Source organism: Bacteroidales bacterium (assembly GCA_012517825.1).
Taxonomy (GTDB): Bacteria; Bacteroidota; Bacteroidia; order Bacteroidales; family JAAYUG01; genus JAAYUG01.
The window spans coordinates 40,368-59,884 of the sequence record JAAYUG010000089.1; the positions used below are offsets into that span (position 1 = coordinate 40,368).

The window sequence follows — 19,517 nt, forward strand, 5'->3', positions numbered from 1 at the left end:
AATCAGAAAAGCTTCAGTTTTTTCTTGCTGCTTTTTCGGATTTTCTTTATGAGCCGGGTAGTACTAAAGTTTTCAACCAGTTCAATAGTCACCACCTTCCCTCCTTTTGCCGTAACAATATCGTAGCCAACGATTTCGGATGGCTTGTAGTCGCCGCCTTTGACCAATACATCGGGCTGGATTTTACGGATAAGATTTTCCGGGGTATCTTCATCAAAAAGGACAACATAATCAACAAACCGCATTGCTGCCAGTATCAATGCACGGGAATATTCATCCTGCAAAGGTCTTGAGCGTCCCTTAATAGATCGCACAGAAGCATCAGTATTAAGGCCAACAACAAGCACATCACCCAGAGCTGAAGCTTTGGCAAGGTACTCAACATGCCCGCGATGAATCAGATCAAAGCATCCGTTGGTGAAGACAATCTTGTTTTCCTTGAATTTCCATACCGCAATAAGTCGGTCCAGCACGACAGGATCGGTAATGATTTTAGCCTGCAGTACTTCAAGATCTGTTTTCGACATAATCAAACGTTTTTCAAAGGTACTACAAAAGTAAAATTATTCCCTGAAGCTGAATGGGAGAAATGAGACAATAAGGGGAAGTTTCAAAACTTCGTTTTTTGTTATCCCGGGAGAGAATTTAACCCAGGTACCATGAAGTAACAAATTCATGATACTTCGGTTTAACAAATCAGCCGGTTTACGCTATAGGTAAACGACTGAACTATAATCATTTAGAAATTTTGTGCTTTCAGGGGATGGTATTGGTAGCCGTATCGGGGAAGACAAGAGCCGGCTTGAAATTTCGTGCTTCATCCGGTTCCATCAGGGCGTAGGCCATAATGGTAACAACATCTCCCGGGATAGCTTTCCTGGCAGCCGGACCGTTGAGGGCAATGGTTCCGGAACCTCTTTTTCCACGGATGACGTAAGTTTCCAGCCTTTCTCCGTTATGGAGGTTTACTACCTGCACTTTTTCTCCTTCAAAAAGGTTGGCCGCCTCCATGAGAAGTTCATCGATGGTGATGCTTCCAATGTAGTTGAGGTTGGCTTCAGTTACCGTTACCCTGTGAATTTTTGATTTGAGAATTTCGATGAGCATAACGGGTACAAAGTTAAGGCAAAAATCTGATATTATCGATCAATCTGATTTCGCCTGCCCATACAGCTATACATCCAACTGCGGCTTTTGAAGGAATCCAGTTATCAATTTGTTCAAGCGTGTCGGGGTCGACAATTTCAAAATATTCTGTTTTGAGATAGGGATCCTTGTTGATGGTTTCAATGACCCATTTTTCGAGATCGCGGGGAGAAAAGGAGCGGCCCTTTTCTGCCGCCAGAAAAAGCGTTTGTGCAATAAGCGGGGCATGCTGCCGGTGTGCAGGACTAAGGCGGAGATTTCTGGAGCTCATGGCGAGTCCGTCGGGTTCCCTGACAATGGGGCAGGGTATGATTTCAACCGGAAGATGCAAGTCAGAGACCATTTTCCTGATGATGGCGAGTTGCTGAAAATCTTTTTCTCCAAAATAGGCGCGGTGGGGGGTAACAATTTCAAATAGCCGGTAAACAACGGTAACAACACCACGAAAATGACCCGGCCTGAATTTTCCTTCCATTTTTTCTTCCAGGGGACCAATCGTATAGGAGAAGTGGTATGAGGGAGGGTATATTTCTTCGACAGGGGGCATGAACACAAAATCGCAACCTGCACCGGAGAGCAGGGCGAGGTCTTTCTCAGGAGTACGGGGATAGTTTCGCAGATCATCGGGGTCGTTAAACTGGGTTGGGTTGACAAAAATGCTGACCACGGTAATATCGTTAGCTTTCCTTGCATTTTCAAGGAGGGAAAGATGGCCGGCGTGCAATGCTCCCATTGTGGGCACAAATCCGACCGTATTTCCTGCTTTTTTCTTTTCTTCTATAACCTGATGAAGCTCGGATGCCGTGTTTATTAATTTCATCATAATAAAATTAATTTTCAATGGTATGATGGAACCCACATGTTCGGAATTTTATTACCGCTGTGTTTGTGTTTGTAAAACATGTGGGTTTCATAAGAGTTGGTAATGCAAGAATAAGGAGCGGTAAAGATAGGTTAATGCCGGGAAAAATAGGTAAAGGGTTTTTATTTATTGTAATTGGTAACACTGTCAGCATATTGAATATATGTTTCTTAACAGAATGTTGATAATTTTTTGTACCTTTGCCTGATTAAAAACTCCCAATTACATGGAAAGCATCAGGGTCTTATTTGTATCACAGGAAATCACACCCTATCTGCCTGAAACCGAAATGTCACTGATTGCCCGTACCTTACCTCAGAAAGTTCAGGAACGGGGAATGGAAATCCGGACCTTCATGCCGAGGTATGGTTTGATTAACGAAAGGCGCAATCAGTTGCATGAAGTAATCCGGTTGTCGGGCATGAATCTGATTATCAACGATACAGATCATCCGCTGATCATTAAGGTTGCCTCGATTCAGTCGGCAAGGATGCAGGTGTATTTTATTGATAACGAGGATTATTTTCAGCGCAAATTTGTTTTCACGGATGAAAAAGGGGAAGAATTTGCAGATAATGATGAACGGGCGATATTTTTCGCGCGGGGTGTGATTGAAACTGTCCGAAAACTGCGCTGGGCCCCTGATATTGTTCACTGTCATGGCTGGTTTACAAGCTTCATTCCTTTGTACTTAAAGAAAGTTTACTTTGATGATCCGCTTTTTGTACAATCCCGGGTTGTATATTCATTTTATAATGATGCCTTTGAAAAGCCATTAAGCAGGAACCTGAAGCAGAAACTTGTGATGGAAGGGGTACATGCACGGGACATTGAGATGCTCGATAATCCCAGCTATCAGAATGTGATGCAGATGGTAGCGAAAATGTCTGACGGCCTTGTACTTGGAAGCAGGGAAGTTGATTCCGGAGTGCTGGAAATGGTATCCCGGTTAAAGAAACCATTGCTTCGCCATTTTGAAGATGGAGAAGAATATGTAGATTTGTACACTGCTTTTTATGATAAAATTTTAGCGGCGAATAAAGTTGTACATACATAAAGATTGCGAGGATTGTGCAGAAAAGAGTACCGTTTTTTCTCAGTTTGATTGCCGGAGCGTGCATCATAGCGATATCATCCTGTAATGAAGAACCAACCCTGTTTGGGCTGGATCTGCTCCCTACCCGTGACAAGGAATCGGTTTTTTACAACGAAGCCGGAACGCTTGCCGGTAATATGTTCAGCATAGATTCAATTGCCGGCTACAGGGCGGTAAAGCCTTTTCTGGGTTGCATGAATGATCGTGTATTTGGGGTTACCGAAGGTTCGGTTGCCGTGCAATTTCTTTATACGGTATCCAACAAGCAATTTGGTCCTTCTCCGGTTGCTGACTCACTCTTACTGTTTATAAAAGTAGATACGGTGTACGGGGATACCGTAACACCCCAGATATTCAGGATTTACCCTCTTACTGAAAGGCTTTATGCCGATTCGGTGTATTTTTCCAATAAAACCATGGAAGGGCTTTATGACCCGAATGAAATTGGTTCGGTTAGCTTTGTTCCCACTGATACGCTGATTAAAATCAGGATTGATAATGCCCTTGGTCAGTTGCTTCTTTCTGCCGATTCAGCTACCAAATCCAATCCGAATACTTTTCTTGACTATTTCAAGGGATTCTACATCAAACCTGACAGAGTAACCACACCCGGTAAAGGATCTCTGGCAAGTGCCAACCTGTTTGCAACGCAGACCTATTTAAAGCTGTATTATCATAATGATACGACCGATTCCCTTATTGCCGATTATGATGTCAATTCAACTTTTTCGGCGCGGTTGGGTTTGCTGAAGCATGATTATACCGCTACAGGGATTGCCGGGATCAATGATACCTTGCGGAACGATTCGGTATTGTATATTCAGTCTTTGTCGGGCCTGGGTGTTCATCTTTCCTTTCCGGGTCTGGAAAGCTGGAAGGATTCGCTGCCAATAGCCATTCATAAGGCGGAGCTTTTACTGTATCCGGATCCTGTTCAGAATGAAAGTTTTTTCACACGGCCTTCACGGTTGGATGCTTACATCAAAACTTCCAGCGGGAATTTTGGTACGATTGCTGATGCATCCCTCTCTACCAGTACCGGAGGGACCACATATGATTTTCTCGGAGGTAGTTATAATGAGACTTTGAAGGCTTACCGTTTCACACTTACCTATCATTTCCAGAGGTATTTGCAGGGGAAATCGGAGCGATCCGATATTTATGTTTTCCCATCCAACCAGGGTTCAGAAGTTACCGGCCTTGTTTTGAGGAACGGGACAAATATCCGTTTCAGGCTGAAAATAACCTATTCAAAATACTGAAATGTGCGGCATAGTTGCCTACATTGGCAAGCGTGAAGCTTTTCCGGTGGTTGTCAATGGGCTGAAGCGTCTTGAATACCGTGGGTACGATTCGGCGGGCATTACCGTAGTAGGGGATGTGCCGGTTACGGTAAAATGCAGGGGCAAAGTTGCTGAGCTCGAGCAGAAGGCTTTGCCGATGCATCTTTCGGGTACAGCGGCGATCGGGCATACCCGCTGGGCAACCCATGGAGAACCAAACGACATAAATGCCCATCCTCATACTTCTCATCATGGCCGTTTTACCATCGTTCATAACGGAATTATTGAAAACTATTCGGTGCTGCGCAAGCGGTTGGCAGAAGAGGGGTATTCCTTTGCCAGCGAGACGGATACGGAAGTGCTGGCCAATCTGATTGAATATGTTTATCTGCAGGACAAGATGCCTGCTGAGATGGCTGTTAGAATTGCCCTGAGCAAGGTAGAAGGGGCATATGGCATTGTTGTCATTTGCCGGGATGAACCTGACAAGCTGATTGCCGCACGCAAAAGCAGTCCGCTTGTGGTTGGCATCGGAGAGGGTGAATATTTTATCGCTTCGGATGCAACTCCGATTGTTGAGTACACAAAAAGCGTTATCTATCTGAATGATGAGGATGTAGCCATCGTAAGCCGCACAGAGCTTCTTTTGAAGAAAATCAACAACCTTCGTGTTGTTCCGCAGGTTCAGACAGTGGATCTCAACATTGGGGAAATTGATAAAGGAGGCTATGAACATTTCATGCTCAAGGAAATCTTTGAACAGTCGCGCAGTATCAAAGATACCTTTCGGGGCCGCATCGCTTCAGACGGGTCGGGAATTCATCTGGGCGGTCTTTTTCAGGTTCTTGACCGTATTATTGAATCGCGAAGAATTATTCTTGTCGGATGCGGCACCTCATGGCATGCTGCCCTGGTAGGAGAATATCTCCTTGAGGAATTTGCGCGGATACCGGTTGAGGTGGAATATGCTTCTGAATTCAGATACCGAAATCCATTGCTGTTCAGGGATGATGTGGTTATAGCCATCAGCCAGAGTGGTGAGACGGCCGATACCCTGGCTGCGATACGTCTGGCCCGACGGTCGGAAGCGCTTGTTCTGGGTATCTGCAATGTGGTTGGTTCAAGCATTGCCCGGGAAACGCAGGCAGGTGTATACACCCATGCCGGGCCGGAAATTGGTGTGGCTTCAACAAAAGCTTTCACGGCTCAGGTTACCGTGCTTGCCATGATGGCTTTTCTGATAGGTTACCGGAGGGGAATCCTTGATAATGAAACGTACAGAACGCTGATCCGTGAGCTTTCGGAGGTACCTGAGAAAATTGAAAAAATTCTCCGGAATAATGCCTTAATTAAATCACTGGCTGAACGTTTTGCCGCATCGCCCAATTGTCTTTACCTGGGCAGAGGATACCTGTTCCCGGTAGCGCTGGAAGGGGCTCTCAAGCTGAAGGAAATTTCCTACATTCATGCCGAAGGGTATCCTGCGGCTGAGATGAAACATGGCCCCATTGCCCTGATTGACAAAAACATGCCTGTGGTGTTTCTGGCTACCAGAGATAAATCGTACGATAAGATTGTTTCAAATATTCAGGAAGTTAAGGCCCGCAAGGGTATAGTAATTGCTGTTGTAACCGAAGGGGATTCGGTGATCAGGGGGCTTGCCGACCATGTGATTGAAATTCCTGAAGCTCATGAGGCGGTATCAGCCCTTCTGGCAGTAATTCCCCTGCAGTTGTTTGCTTACCATATTGCTGTCATCAGGGGCTGTAATGTTGATCAGCCGCGCAACCTGGCAAAATCTGTTACTGTAGAGTAATCAGGGTGCGGATTATCGTTTCAGGTATTGTTTTTCGTAATACGTTTCGTATTCTCCGGTAATAACATGGCGTATCCATTCCTGATTGGAAAGGTACCAGTCGACGGTCTTTTCGAGGCCTTCCTTAAAACCGGTCAGTGGTTTCCATCCAAGTTCGCTGCGGACTTTGGATGCATCAATGGCATACCGCAAATCGTGCCCGGCCCGGTCTTTAACAAAAGTGATAAGTTTTTCTGAGGTTCCCGGCGTACGGTTTAGCTTCCGGTCAAGAATACGGCATAATTCACGTACGAGGTCAATATTTTTCCATTCGTTGTTACCCCCAATAGCATATGTTTCACCTGGTTTCCCCTTATGAAAAATCAGGTCAATGGCCTCGGCGTGGTCTTCAACGTAAAGCCAATCGCGGATATTTTCTCCTTTTCCGTATACAGGAATCGGCTTACTGTTGATGATATTGATAATGACAAGTGGGATGAGTTTTTCAGGGAACTGATAAGGGCCATAATTGTTGGAGCAGTTGGAAATGATAACCGGAAGGCCATAGGTATGATGATAGGCCCTGACAAGATGGTCGGCACTTGCCTTGGAAGCAGAATAGGGACTTCTGGGGTCGTAAGCGGTTTTTTCATTGAAATAGCCTGAAGCACCGAGGGAACCAAAAACTTCATCCGTAGAAATCTGATAAAACAACTTGCCGGCAAAATCGTTTTTCCATTGCCCAAGTGCAGCATTGAGAAGATTGACGGTTCCGACGATGTTGGTCATTACAAACCGGAGTGGTTCTGCAATTGAACGGTCAACATGTGATTCGGCCGCAAGATGGATTATACCGTCGAACACAAATTCACTGAATAGACTGCTGATAAAACCGGCATCAGCAATATCCCCCTGCCGGAAAACGTAGTTGGAAGTATTTTCGATGTCTTTGAGGTTTTCGAGGTTTCCTGCGTAGGTAAGTTTATCGAGGTTTACAATCTGATAATCAGGATACTGGTTTACCAACCGGCGCACCACATGTGAACCGATGAATCCGGCTCCTCCGGTGATAAGAATGGTTTTTGAATAGGCGCTTTTCATAGCGGATTTATTGTTTTGCGTTTCGGGTTCCGTAAATCGGGCTTGCCTTGCATATTCAGTTCGTTTGTTGGTTTGAACTTTTTTCAGCTTGTTTTGAGCAGTGTGGCTTAGGGATTCGGATTCTCACACAGATTTTTCCGGTAATACTGTTCCCATTTCCAGGCTGAGGCGAGGGTTTCTTCCAGGGTTTTTTCAGCTTTCCAGCCGAGTTCATGGTTAGCAAGGGAGGTATCGGCCCAGACCTTTTCGATATCTCCGGGGCGACGACCAGTTATCCGGTAGTTGATTTTAACGCCGGTAACTTTTTCGAAGGTTTTTATAATTTCCAGTACGGAATATCCTCTTCCTGTGCCAAGGTTAAATACTTCATAAGGCGCCTTCTGCCGGAGGTTGAGAAGGCGTTGTATAGCTACCACATGTGCCTTTGACAGGTCGACCACATTAATATAGTCGCGAATGGCTGTACCGTCGGGTGTGGAATAGTCATTGCCGAATACCAGCAGTTCTTTACGGATGCCGGCAGCAGTTTGTGTGATAAAAGGTACCAGGTTGTTGGGTACACCCAGGGGAAGTTCTCCGATGAGGCCGGAGGGATGTGCTCCAATCGGGTTGAAGTAGCGCAGGGAAATGGCCCGGAGGGGAGCATTTGAGCTGATGGTGTCCCTGATGATTTCTTCGGAAATCTGCTTGGTATTCCCATAAGGGGACAAAGCCGGTTTAACCGGGCTGTTTTCCGTAACCGGCAGCTGGTCGGGCTGGCCGTAAACTGTACAGGAGGAAGAGAATACCAGATGCCTGATTCCGGAAGCAATCATACCTTCGAGAAGGTTGATCAGGGAGAGGAGGTTGTTCCGATAGTAAAGCAAAGGTTTTTCAACCGATTCGCCGACGGCTTTGGAGGCGGCAAAATGAATGACGGCTTCAATGGAAATATAGCGCGCAAAAAACTGATCAAGAGAAATTTTGTCGCATAAATCCAGTTTCTCAAACAGGGGTCTTTTGCCGGTTATTTTCTCTATTCGGTCAAGAACTTCGATGGACGAATTGGAGAGGTTGTCGATGATGACAACATCAAACCCGCTCTCCATCAGTTCCACTACGGTGTGGGATCCGATATATCCTGTTCCGCCGGTTACAAGTATCAGTGAGTTCATATCACAGGCTCCAGTAGGTTAACTGATGGATTTTTCCTCTGTAAACGCCTTTGACATCGGCAAAGATACCGCGGGGGGATGAAAGATCCACAAAGAACTGTTCGGGAAAGGAAAGATATTCTTTATGGGCTACGGCCAGGACGACTGCATCATAAGGTCCTGATGGGTTTTCAACCAGGTGGTAGCCGTATTCTTCAAAAACTTCTTCGGAGGAAGCGTGGGGGTCGATAACATCGACGTTTACGGCATAGGATTCCAGTTCGCGGACCAGGTCAGCCACTTTCGAGTTTCGGATATCGCTCACATTTTCCTTAAAGGTGGTTCCCATGACAAGCGCCCTGGCTCCTTTGAGGTTTTTATCGGCTGCAATGATTTTTTTTACCACCTGCTTGGCTATATATCCCCCCATGGAGTCGTTGATGTACCGGCCGGCAGTGATAATCTGAGCGTGGTATCCGAGTTTCCGTGCTTTATAAACGAGGTAATAGGGATCGACGCCTATACAATGGCCTCCCACCAGCCCGGGGTAGAACCTGAGAAAGTTCCATTTGGTGGCGGCCGCTTCAATTACTTCGTAGGTATTTATACCCATACGGTTGAAGATGATGGACAATTCATTCATAAAGGCGATATTGATATCGCGCTGGGAGTTTTCAATGATTTTGGCGGCTTCGGCTACCTTAATGGAGCTTGCCCTGTATATGCCGGCAGTGATGATGGATTCATACACGCGTGCAACAACTTCTGCTGATTCCTCATCGCAACCTGAGGTAATTTTTTTGATGCGTGTGAGGGTATGTTCTTTATCGCCCGGATTGATCCGTTCGGGTGAATAGCCTACTTTGAAGTCGGTTTTGTATTTCAGTCCGGATATTTTTTCAAGAACCGGTACACAGTCTTCTTCAGTACATCCGGGGTAAACCGTTGATTCGTAAACCACGTAATCGCCTTTTTTCAGTACTTTGGCTACAGTTTCCGAAGCGCTGATAACGGGTTTCAGATCGGGCAGGTTATAGTCATCAATCGGGGTTGGGACGGCAATTATGTAAAATCTGGCTTTTCTGAGATCGTCGAGCGAAGAAGTAAAAGTAATGTCGCATCCATCAAATGCTTCCGGGGGGAGCTCATTGCTGGGGTCGATTCCGCGTTTCATAAGTTCCACGCGGTCTTCCTTAATATCAAACCCGATAACTTTCATTTTCCGGGCGAATTCAAGGGCGATGGGAAGGCCGACATATCCGAGCCCGACAACAGCCAGTTGCTCTTTTTTTTCGATGAGTTCGTTCAGCATAGTAATAGTATTCAGACTTATAGTTTCAAAAACGGATGGTATTCTCCCGCAGGTGCCTGTGGTTTCTGATGCCGGATGGTGTAGGCAATTTCAACCGAGGGTCTAACATCTTCCAGGCCGAAGCCATTTCCTTTCAGAATTTCCTCATAACTCCGGGTATGAAGATCAGTAAATCCTTCGCTGAATTCAATTTCTTCCCCATTGATTTTAATGGAGCGGAATGTACGTTGGCCCCGGTTCGCGACTTCCGTTGGAAGATCCCCGGCGTCGATGCTCAGGTACCATCGCACATAGGCATTTTGCAGCTCAAGAATCCCTGCTGCCTTATCGGGTTGTGAAAGGTGCACTGTATTTCCCGTAACTTTACCGAAAATCCAGCTGAGCATGTCAAAGAAATGGATGCCGATGTTGGTGGCCACGCCGCCTGATTTCTGGACATCTCCTTTCCAGGAAAAGGCATACCAGCGTCCGCGGCTTGTTATATAGGTAAGATCAACGTCGTACAGTTTTTTGGAAGGATTGGACCGGATTTTTTCCTTCAAGGCTATGATAGCAGGGTGAAGCCGGAGCTGAAGGATATTGAAAACGCGGTGGCCGCTTTCTTCTTCCATTGCTTTAAGCCCGTCGACGTTCCAGGGGTTGAGCACAAGAGGTTTTTCGCAAATAGCATCGGCTTTGTTCCGGAGAGCAAAGCGGACGTGGGAGTCGTGCAGATAATTGGGTGAGCAGATGCTGACATAATGAATGGGTGATCCATGCCTCCGCAGCTTATCGATATGCCGGTCAAAACGTTCGAATTCCACAAAGAAATCCGTTTCCGGAAAAAAGCTGTCGAGGATTCCGACATTATCACTTTTGTCAAGAGCTGCCAGAAGGATATTCCCGGTTTCCTTGATTGCTTTCAGGTGCCGGGGAGCCACATATCCGGCTACTCCTATCAGGGCGAAGTTGTAGGGTTTGGTTTCCAAGTCAGTTTTTTTTAAGAAACGGTGAAATTACAAAATTTATTCGGAAGAGATTTTTCGCACCCTATCCTGCTCGAGCTTGTACTTCTGTCCGCTTTCAGGGCACACTGCGACACCGTTTTCATCGAAATGAAGCCGGTGGCCGTATTCACTTACCCAGCCGACTTGCCGGGCAGGATTGCCAACAACAAGGGCATAAGGCTTTACATCTTTTGTTACTACGGCACCTGCTCCTACCATGGAATACTCTCCGATGGTATGGCCGCAGATGATGGTTGCATTGGCTCCGATGGAAGCTCCTTTTTTCACCAGGGTGGCAACATATTGGTTGCGCCGAACGATAGCACTCCGCGGGTTCAGAATGTTGGTAAAAACCATGGATGGCCCCAGAAACACATCATCTTCGCAAATAACTCCGGTGTAAATGGACACATTGTTCTGTACCTTAACATTCCGGCCCAGCCTCACGCCAGGGGAAACAACAACGTTTTGTCCCAGGTTGCAGTTTTCACCGATTTCACACCCTGTCATAATGTGGGTAAAATGCCATATTTTCGTGCCTTTTCCGATGGTACAGCCTTCGTCAATCACGGCCGTCGGGTGGGCAAAATATTCTTTTTCCATAATGAACAGCTCAAAATTGGTTGCAAGAAACGAAGGTAATGAGAATCAACAGAAAATCAAACGCGCAACAGTGGGTCCGGCTACTGAAAAAACTCCCGGATGGCTGAAGAGATGTACTGTAATTGTTCCTCATCGAGTTCGGTGTGCATGGGAAGGGAGAGAACAACGGAGCAGAGCTTTTCTGTTACCGGAAACCCGCCCTGCCGGTATCCAAGCCAGGAATAAGCTTTCTGAAGATGGAGGGGTACCGGGTAATAAATCATGGATGGAATTCCTTTTTTTTCGAGGTATTCTTTCAGTTTATCGCGTTTATTGTCTGAAACCTTCAGTGTATACTGATGAAAAATGTGATCTGACCAGGGGGCTCTTGCTGGTACCGATAGGGCTGGCAGATCGTTCAGGGAAGCATCGTAGAATGCTGCTGCATTTTGCCTGGCTGTGTTGTAGGCCTTAAGGTATCTGAGTTTTACCTTCAGAATGGCAGCCTGCAGGGTATCGAGACGTGAGTTTACCCCTATACGGTCGTGATAATACCTGACCTTCATTCCATGGTTGGCGATGGATCGGAGCTTTTCGGCCAGGGCATCATCGTTTGTCATGATGGCCCCTCCGTCGCCATAACAGCCCAGGTTTTTGCTGGGAAAGAAGGAGGTACATCCGATGTCGCCCATGGTACCTGCTTTGGCTTTCCGTCCGTCGGGAAAAGTATATTCAGCACCGGTAGCCTGAGCAACGTCTTCAATTACAAACAGATTGTGCTTACGCGCAACAGACAAAACAGAATGCATATCACAGCATTGCCCGAACAGATGCACAGGAATTACGGCCCTGGTGCGGGGGGTAATGGCAGCTTCGAAGGCTTCGGGTCTCATGAGAAAAGTATCCGGGTCAACGTCCACGAAAACGGGTTTGAGCCCCAGCAGGGCAACTACTTCTACGGTGGCAACAAAGGTAAAGTCGGGAGTAATCACCTCATCTCCCGGCTTCAGGTCAAGGGACATCAGTGCAATCTGAAGCGCATCGGTTCCGTTTCCGCAGGGAATGACGTGGCGCACTCCCAGAAAGGACTGAAGCGCCTCCTGAAATTCCCGCACGGCAGGGCCGTTAATAAATGCCGTACTCTCGATAACCCGTTGCATTTCTCCGTCAATCTCGGGCTTTATCTTTACATATTGCCCGTAGAGATCAACCATATGGATCTTTTTCATTGTTGTTGTGTTGGGAGTGAAACCAAAAAACTTTTGAATTTTAACGGATATTTTGGTAATTATTTGTGTTAATATTTAAAATCAAATTATTAATAAAATGGTTATCAGTTAAATAGTGATTTTGAATTACCTTTTTAGTGCCCAATTTACTATTATTATGCACCTAATAAATGAATTAATTAAGATATTACCACTTTATATTATTAATTAGGGATACAATGATTAAGCTCATGGATGCAAGGGCTGAAGCAATACTGATAGTTTGAGCCGGTGAGGTCTTTTCTTTCTGGACTTTCTTTGGTATCACAATCTCAGAACCAGGTATTATGGGTGGGTAATCATTGAAGATAAGAAAGTTTTTGGTTTTTTCGACCTTGCCATTGGGATAAATGACAAAAGCTTTGCTTTTACGGGCATCATCAGTTATACCTCCTGCATTAGAAATGTAATCGTTGAAGGAATAGGTGGTTCTGTACTTGACTGTTGTTGGATAAAGCAAAGCCCCTGTAAGTTTAACAGTCTCAAGTTTCTTGGGTACCTCCAGTATGTCTCCTTCCTGCATTAGCAAGTCAAAGTCAGAACCTGGATTATTGATAATTTTATCCAGTTCAATACCAATGGTTGTTTCTTTTTGAGTAAAGCTGAAGATATCTACTGTATCCTTTGTTGATTGTAGCAAATTCTTAATGAGCTGCATTTTCTGTTTGTTGTCTTCTTGGATTTTTCGTATTAGTCTGGCTCCTTCGGGATAGGCAAAAGGTGTGAGGCCACCTGCACGTTTAACAACTTCTGATACCCTCTCTCCTTTTGATGAAAGCGCATAGCTCCCGGGAAATGTAAATTCCCCCAATAAGGTGACAATTTTCTGCTTTTCATATGCAGGAGAGCGTCTAATAAAAACATGATCGAAAGGTTGTAATACAAATGATGAGGCTTCAGAGGACAATTGCAGTCCGGCTGATATCGGAAAACGGTAAATATTGGCAATTTTCTCAGAACTTTCCAGGGCATTTGGATCATTTATACGGCGGGCCAACTCGAGAATTGACTGGGAAGCAGATTCAAGAATGCCTCCTGCTTGAAGAATAAGGTCTTCAACAGTCATATTCTGTGCAAAGGGATAAATGCCCGGCCTTTTTATATCTCCTTCAATTTGCACAGTATATTCTTCAGTAATATCAAAATGGGAGGGGACGAGAACAAAATCATCTTTTTGTAAAGGAATATCTCTCGAATTTTGCAAAAACAGTTCTTTCAGATCAACGGGGATTACTTCAATAGTAAAGTCTTCACGTGTACGGTAAATAGCCGCCCGGTTCAAAAAGGCATCTCCCCGAAGTCCTTCAGCTTTGGCTATAAGTTGTCTGAGAGTGAGGCTGTCGTCTATTGCATAAAAACCTTCCCGAAAAACAGCGCCTCGAATTTCAACTTTATTGGCAAAACGGTCAAGTACCGAATCTATCATTACCTGGTCACCGTTAGCAAGGGAAAAGCTATCTGCGGCTGTTATTGTAACATCGTGAATTTCCTTTTCGCGACCGTTCATCCTTACCACTTTTACCTTTTCTCTGTATGATTTTCCTGTAAAACCACCAGTGTATGAAATCAGGTTTTTTAAGACTTCTTTCTCTTTAAGGTCATAAATACCAGGTCGCTTAACTTCCCCTGTAACTTCAACACGTCTGGAATAGGGTTCAACAAAAATAACATCTTGGTCTTCCAGACGAAGGTTTTCCGGCAGTTTTCCTTCCAGAAGGAACCTGTAAAAATCAATTTCTGCGACGATATTGTTGTCGCGAATAAGCTTAACATTTCGCAAGGTTCCGTTCAGCGAAGGCCCACCTGCAGCATATAAAGCATTGAGAACAGTGGCAACCGAAGGGAGTGTATAGGTGCCGGGTACTTTTACTTCGCCCACCAGATTGACCTTAATACTTCGTATTTGTCCCAGAGACAAACTCATAAAGGTATTGGGCGAAGGTTTCTTTAATCCACTGTAAATAATTGCTAAACGGCGTTTAAGCTGGTTAGTAGCTTCTTCTACAGTAAGACCGGCAATAGAAACGGGTCCAATATTATTAATCAGTATCAATCCTTCCGGAGAAATTATCTGGCGGTATGTATGTTCTGATGCTCCCCACACATCAATAATCACTTCGTCTCCCGGCCCAAGAATATAATTTTTAGGTGTGGGAAGGTTAAGGGAAGGTTCAAATGTAATTTTCTCATTGTTGAAAAGAGAAAATCCAAACAATTTTTCTTCTGAGGAAAGTTCTTTCTTTTTTTCAGCAAGAAAAGAACTGCGGAAAATTTGTTCAGCTATTAATTCTTCATAGGTTTTTTCTTGAGTTTTCTGAGCTTGTTTCCCCTGAATTAATGCTTGTTTACTGTCAGCCTCCGTTTTTTTGCCAAAATTGAGAGATCTTGTACGGCTGATAAAACGGTTGTCTTCATTTCCCAATACCTGGGTATATTGAAGTGAATCAATTTTGTTTCGTAGTTTGATTACTTCCGATTGAGACATTCCCCTTGCCGTGGCTGCAGCTTCGAGCTGTTCAATTGTTAATCCTGCGGCCTGGGCTTGCTGAATATAGTTTTTGATCTGTTGATCTGAAAGATCTTCGACTCTGATATTGCTCAGATCAACCTCCGTCATTGTTCTTGTCTGGCTCAATGCCGCAGGTATAGTTAGTACTATCAGAAGCATAACAATCAAGCACTTATGCCGATTAAACATCATAGAAAGCAATTTGAACATAATTCTTCCTTTGGTAATAGTATTGACAAAAATAAACTTTTTAATTGATAGTGTTTAACACAAAAGACTAATTAAAAAAAGTTGTCATCTTTACTGTTTCGTGTCGAACTTATGCAGCAAACATCTCAAAGCAGATGCCAATATAGGTAGATTAATTACCTGAAATATTACTTTTCTTTATCATTGTTTTCTCTTTCATCTGATTATCTATAAGACAATATTTGGAATTATTGCTAACATATTCAGGAATTAGTTCTTTCATCTTTCTTACAATTTCTTCGGCATTGCGTTGATTCAAAAAAAACTGGAATTCCTGTATCTGTTCATGAAGAGTATGGAAATTGATTTCTCTGGTCCTGGCAATCATTATTTTTGGATGATACGTCGGGATGTTGTTTTCTTTATCATGTATTAATTCTTCGTATAATTTTTCACCGGGTCTGAGGCCTGTAAAAACAATTTTAATGTCCTCGTTGGGAATAAACCCGGAAAGTTTAATCATTTTTGTAGCAAGATCAAGGATCTTAATACGTTCACCCATGTCGAACACGAATATTTCACCTCCTTTACCAGCCATACTGGCTTCGAGTACCAGCTGGCAGGCTTCGGGGATTGTCATAAAAAATCGGGTAACTTCGGGGTGGGTAATAGTGACCGGACCGCCATTTTCAATTTGACGTTTGAAAAGTAGTACTGCCGAACCATTTGATCCAATGACATTACCAAAACGGGTAGTAATGAATTTTGTAGAGGTAAATTTCTGGGAAGCCTGTACGTACATTTCAGCAAGACGTTTTGTGGCTCCCATGACGTTGGTTGGGTTGACAGCTTTATCAGTTGAAATCATGATAAACTTTGTGACCTGGTATTTCAAAGAACATTGTACTAGGTTAACCGTACCCAAAACATTCGTTTTAAATGCTTCACATGGATTTTCTTCCATTAGGGGTACATGCTTGTAAGCTGCGGCATGATAAACTATTTCAGGTTTATATTGGGCAAAAATTTTTTCCATGTGGTTTTTATCGCAAATGTCTCCAATAATTAATGAATACCTGACTTGCGGAAAGAGTTTTTTCAAATCCATTTCCAACTCGTACATTGGAGATTCTGCCTGATCGACAAGGATTAATATTTTAGGGTTGAAGCTGGCAATTTGTTTAACTATTTCACTTCCAATAGAACCGGCAGCTCCTGTAATCAGGATGCTTCTGTCAATAAGAAAGCGCGAAATTTCCTGTAGATTTAATTTGATGGGTTCCCGCTCCAAAAGATCTTCCATCCGGAGTTCTTTCAGTTGAAAAATACTGAGAGATAATCCTTTGGTTGATCTCAAATTGGGAACTGTCATGACGCGAATATGTTCCTGCAAACAGTAATCGATTAATTGCAATTTTTGATCCGGATTAAGATAACCTTTTTGCAAAACAACCGCTTCAACAGACTCTTTTTCTATTATTTCGGAAAACTTTTCAATGGTATAGGTCGGTATTCCTTTCAGATAAAAGCCGTTTTTATTTCTATCTTTATCAAAGATAGCAATGATTTTATGTTTTCTGTTTCTGTCGAGTTCCAAAAGCTGCATCATGAGCAAAGCATTTTCCCAGGATCCAATTAGAACAGTTTGCATTACTCCTCTTTCCCATTGACTGAGTTGCTCATACGAATATTTAACGGCAATCCTCAGCAACATCATACCGAGTGTGGAAAGAATAAAGTCAATGAGAAGAACTGAAAGAGGAATAATTGCTTCCTTATGCATTGAAATAAATAGAGTGTTGATAACCAACAAAATAATAAGAGCTATTATGCCGAAGGTCAATATCCGTATCAAATCAGTTAATCCCGAATAACGCACAGAGCCGGCAAAAAGTTTTAAGCCGAAGAATAAGGAACACTTCAGTATTATTATCAGAGGGAAGACCACTTTCCAGGTTTTAATATAATGTTGGGGAATCTGAAAGTTGAATCGGAGGAGGTAAGCAATCAAGATAGCTACAAACACAATTATCGTATCAACAATAAAGACAAGCCATCGTGGATTCGGTTTGTTCCTGAGGAATAATTTTGTAAATCCATTATATCTTGAATTCTCAAAGAGATTGTTCATATCGGACCCCTTTTCTTTTATTAAAAATTCAATAGGTACTGGCTTTGAAATAAGTTTCTGATAGCATAATTAATGTCAAACAAAATGAACATAACATAGAATTGCTAATAGGATTAACTTTTCTACCCAAAGGTTGCGTACGAATGAACGCAATTTACCCCCATCGCTTATTATATTTCATAGCTCTATGTTAATAATATTCTTAATCTCAAAAATAAAAAATTAACGGGTTGACGTTATTAAAAATGTTATACGAAGTTAAACATATTTTTGAAAGATGCAAAAAAGTGAAATAACTTTTGTTAAATAATGGTTCCATCTATTTCAATCTGAATGCTTTATAAGAGTGTAAAACATTTATAATTCCGATCGAATTTCTTCTGCAAGGTATTTATTATGCTTTTAAAAGCGAATAGGCAAATGTCGGAATTGACTACCTTAGAAGACAGGGAATTATCGGACTAATTTATGCTTGCCGCAAATACTGTAATACGCTAATAACAAAGGGGTTCATTCTGTTTTCCTCTGATGGGTTAGCAGAATTGCATCAATAAGTGCCGGGTGCGACAGTGTATCTGCAATTACTTCCAAGGTATAGTTACCAGGCGATGGGAAGGTATATTCCCCCAGAAACAACCAATTATCATTGGCTGTAGTTAATTAAGGACGAGAATGGTATCGAACTGGGGTCCCTTTATTCTAACAGGCATAGCAGGAGCGGGCATTCCCTCCTCTTTTAAATTCCTGTAGCCGGGGACAAAATTAAATCCTGCATATTTCCCGGGAACGATTATAATACATTGAAAAACGGCACGTTTTTTACTGTTTCCAGCCGGATATCCAACATAAAAATCGCTCATATACTGGCGCGTTTAGCGAGAAGTAGTATCCCATTGCCCGTAATAAAATACATTTTCAGAAAAGGTGTTATCTACTCTCACGTCAGGTGGCACATTATTGCGGTAAGGATTGGTATTTAGAATGTTTTTAAGTTTGTTCCCATCTACATCCTGCACACTGCAATGATTTTTAATGGCAAGGTGAGCGGCAACGGCTGCGCTTTGGCCAAGGACCATAAAAACGGGCTCCATTCGTATGGAAACATAGGCTGCGAGGCTGCAAGGCAAACCGGAACCAGCAGATTCACGCATTCATTTTTTTTCGGTGTAATTGACCGGTATGAAACAGGATAGGGAGGAAAGCCCCCGAACTGAACATCTCTTTCATTTTTCACCATTCCATTAACTACTATCCGCTGGCAGTTACTTGAATCCATGGTATAAGCTGCCAAATCAATACCGTCGTTAACAACAGAGTCTCCTAAACAATTATGTTTCAATGTCGTTTAGTTAAGGAAAAAATGTATCAGGCCTAAGGCTGACAGCAAACGTTCACTGGCGATAGGTTCGTTTTTATACGACCCGATTAATATGCTCACTCTTGATGCGCAATTAGCCCCTTATGCATCAAGCGAAAGAGATTTGCTCTATAAGCATCTTGAAAAAGTAAAAAAGGGGGATCTGTTGTTGCTGGACAGAGGATACGCTAGCATTGCCCTGATATTTTTGCTTAAGGCCAAAGGGATTAAGTTTTGCATGAGAATGAAAGAAAACTGGTGGCTTAATGTAAAAGAATTTTCAGAGAGTGGAAGGGCGCAACAAATTGTATCATTCCGGTTACCACAAAAAGACAGGGAACTGCTAAAAGATTATCCATGGATGTTTGAAAAGGAAATAAAATGCAGACTTGTAAGTATCGCACTACCTGGTGGAGAAAAAGAGATCCTTTGTACATCTTTAATGGACAGCCGGAAATTCCCGGTAGAAGATGTTGCCGAACTATACCACTTTCGGTGGAATGAAGAAGAAGGGTACAAACTTTTTAAAGCACGGATGGAGATAGAAAATTTTTCGGGAAAAACCGCCTTGGCCGTGAAGCAGGATTTTTTCGCTAAAGTCTTTATTATGAGCCTGTGCGCGGACCTTGCATTTCCAATTGAGGAAAAAGTAAAGAAAGAATATGAGCAGGAGAAAGCCCTTAAACACCAACAAAAAATAAACAGGACAAACGCTTTGTCCATGACAAGAGAGATATGCATAGGGCTTTTTCTCAAGAAATTGATAA

General features: G+C 43.4%; 15 protein-coding genes and 1 pseudogene. 4 read left to right on the forward strand and 12 right to left on the reverse strand.

The features are described 5' to 3' along the window. Nucleotides 1–2: 2 nt before the first annotated feature. From rfaE2 to GX419_05895, 3 genes are all read right to left on the reverse strand, one after another. Nucleotides 3–527, reverse strand: coding sequence for a D-glycero-beta-D-manno-heptose 1-phosphate adenylyltransferase (gene rfaE2, locus GX419_05885; GenBank protein ID NLI24216.1), 525 nt, complete (start codon nucleotides 525–527; stop codon nucleotides 3–5). Nucleotides 528–756: 229 nt separating this feature from the next. Then, nucleotides 757–1,107 carry an aspartate 1-decarboxylase gene (locus GX419_05890; protein ID NLI24217.1) on the reverse strand — a complete coding sequence of 117 codons (351 nt, stop codon included), beginning with the start codon at nucleotides 1,105–1,107 and terminating at the stop codon, nucleotides 757–759. A 13-nt stretch (nucleotides 1,108–1,120) separates the two neighbouring features. After that, nucleotides 1,121–1,966 carry a pantoate--beta-alanine ligase gene (locus GX419_05895; protein ID NLI24218.1) on the reverse strand — a complete coding sequence of 282 codons (846 nt, stop codon included), beginning with the start codon at nucleotides 1,964–1,966 and terminating at the stop codon, nucleotides 1,121–1,123. 268 nt (nucleotides 1,967–2,234) lie between these two features. Here GX419_05895 and GX419_05900 point away from each other — a divergent pair, with 268 nt between their 5' ends. The 3 genes from GX419_05900 to glmS are packed head-to-tail and all read left to right on the forward strand — an operon-like array spanning nucleotide 2,235 to nucleotide 6,203. Beyond that, entirely contained in the window at nucleotides 2,235–3,065 is an 831-nt protein-coding gene (locus GX419_05900) for a glycogen/starch synthase (protein NLI24219.1), read from the forward strand. A 14-nt stretch (nucleotides 3,066–3,079) separates the two neighbouring features. Further along, on the forward strand, nucleotides 3,080–4,366 hold the full coding sequence (locus GX419_05905) for a DUF4270 domain-containing protein (GenBank protein ID NLI24220.1): 1,287 nt from the start codon (nucleotides 3,080–3,082) through the stop codon (nucleotides 4,364–4,366). A 1-nt stretch (nucleotide 4,367) separates the two neighbouring features. After that, nucleotides 4,368–6,203: a glutamine--fructose-6-phosphate transaminase (isomerizing) gene (glmS, locus tag GX419_05910; protein ID NLI24221.1), complete on the forward strand. Its 1,836-nt coding sequence runs from the start codon at nucleotides 4,368–4,370 to the stop codon at nucleotides 6,201–6,203. A 12-nt stretch (nucleotides 6,204–6,215) separates the two neighbouring features. Here the strand turns inward: glmS and rfbB are convergent, their stop codons facing one another. The 9 genes and pseudogenes from rfbB to GX419_05955 form a co-directional block, all read right to left on the reverse strand. After that, nucleotides 6,216–7,283, reverse strand: coding sequence for a dTDP-glucose 4,6-dehydratase (rfbB, locus tag GX419_05915; protein NLI24222.1), 1,068 nt, complete (start codon nucleotides 7,281–7,283; stop codon nucleotides 6,216–6,218). 107 nt (nucleotides 7,284–7,390) lie between these two features. Continuing rightward, nucleotides 7,391–8,437, reverse strand: a complete 1,047-nt coding sequence (gene galE / locus GX419_05920; GenBank protein ID NLI24223.1) for a UDP-glucose 4-epimerase GalE — start codon at nucleotides 8,435–8,437, stop codon at nucleotides 7,391–7,393. A gap of 1 nt (nucleotide 8,438) precedes the next feature. Continuing rightward, nucleotides 8,439–9,728 carry a nucleotide sugar dehydrogenase gene (locus tag GX419_05925; protein ID NLI24224.1) on the reverse strand — a complete coding sequence of 430 codons (1,290 nt, stop codon included), beginning with the start codon at nucleotides 9,726–9,728 and terminating at the stop codon, nucleotides 8,439–8,441. A gap of 17 nt (nucleotides 9,729–9,745) precedes the next feature. Continuing rightward, complete coding sequence (locus tag GX419_05930; GenBank protein NLI24225.1) at nucleotides 9,746–10,696, reverse strand: Gfo/Idh/MocA family oxidoreductase; 951 nt, start codon at nucleotides 10,694–10,696, stop codon at nucleotides 9,746–9,748. Between the two features lie 36 nt (nucleotides 10,697–10,732). After that, nucleotides 10,733–11,317, reverse strand: a complete 585-nt coding sequence (locus GX419_05935; GenBank protein ID NLI24226.1) for an N-acetyltransferase — start codon at nucleotides 11,315–11,317, stop codon at nucleotides 10,733–10,735. Between the two features lie 80 nt (nucleotides 11,318–11,397). Further along, nucleotides 11,398–12,510 (reverse strand): DegT/DnrJ/EryC1/StrS family aminotransferase, encoded by a 1,113-nt coding sequence (locus GX419_05940; protein ID NLI24227.1) that lies wholly within the window; start codon nucleotides 12,508–12,510, stop codon nucleotides 11,398–11,400. A gap of 202 nt (nucleotides 12,511–12,712) precedes the next feature. Further along, on the reverse strand, nucleotides 12,713–15,232 hold the full coding sequence (locus tag GX419_05945) for a capsule biosynthesis protein (GenBank protein NLI24228.1): 2,520 nt from the start codon (nucleotides 15,230–15,232) through the stop codon (nucleotides 12,713–12,715). A gap of 202 nt (nucleotides 15,233–15,434) precedes the next feature. Then, a complete protein-coding gene (locus tag GX419_05950; GenBank protein ID NLI24229.1) occupies nucleotides 15,435–17,141 on the reverse strand; it encodes a polysaccharide biosynthesis protein in 1,707 nt (568 codons plus the stop codon). A gap of 1,124 nt (nucleotides 17,142–18,265) precedes the next feature. Beyond that, nucleotides 18,266–18,669: pseudogene (locus GX419_05955) on the reverse strand (FAD-dependent oxidoreductase). A gap of 154 nt (nucleotides 18,670–18,823) precedes the next feature. On the opposite strand from GX419_05955, the gene GX419_05960 reads away from it, so the two are divergent. Further along, a partial coding sequence (locus GX419_05960; protein NLI24230.1) for a transposase occupies nucleotides 18,824–19,517 on the forward strand: 694 nt, incomplete at its 3' end.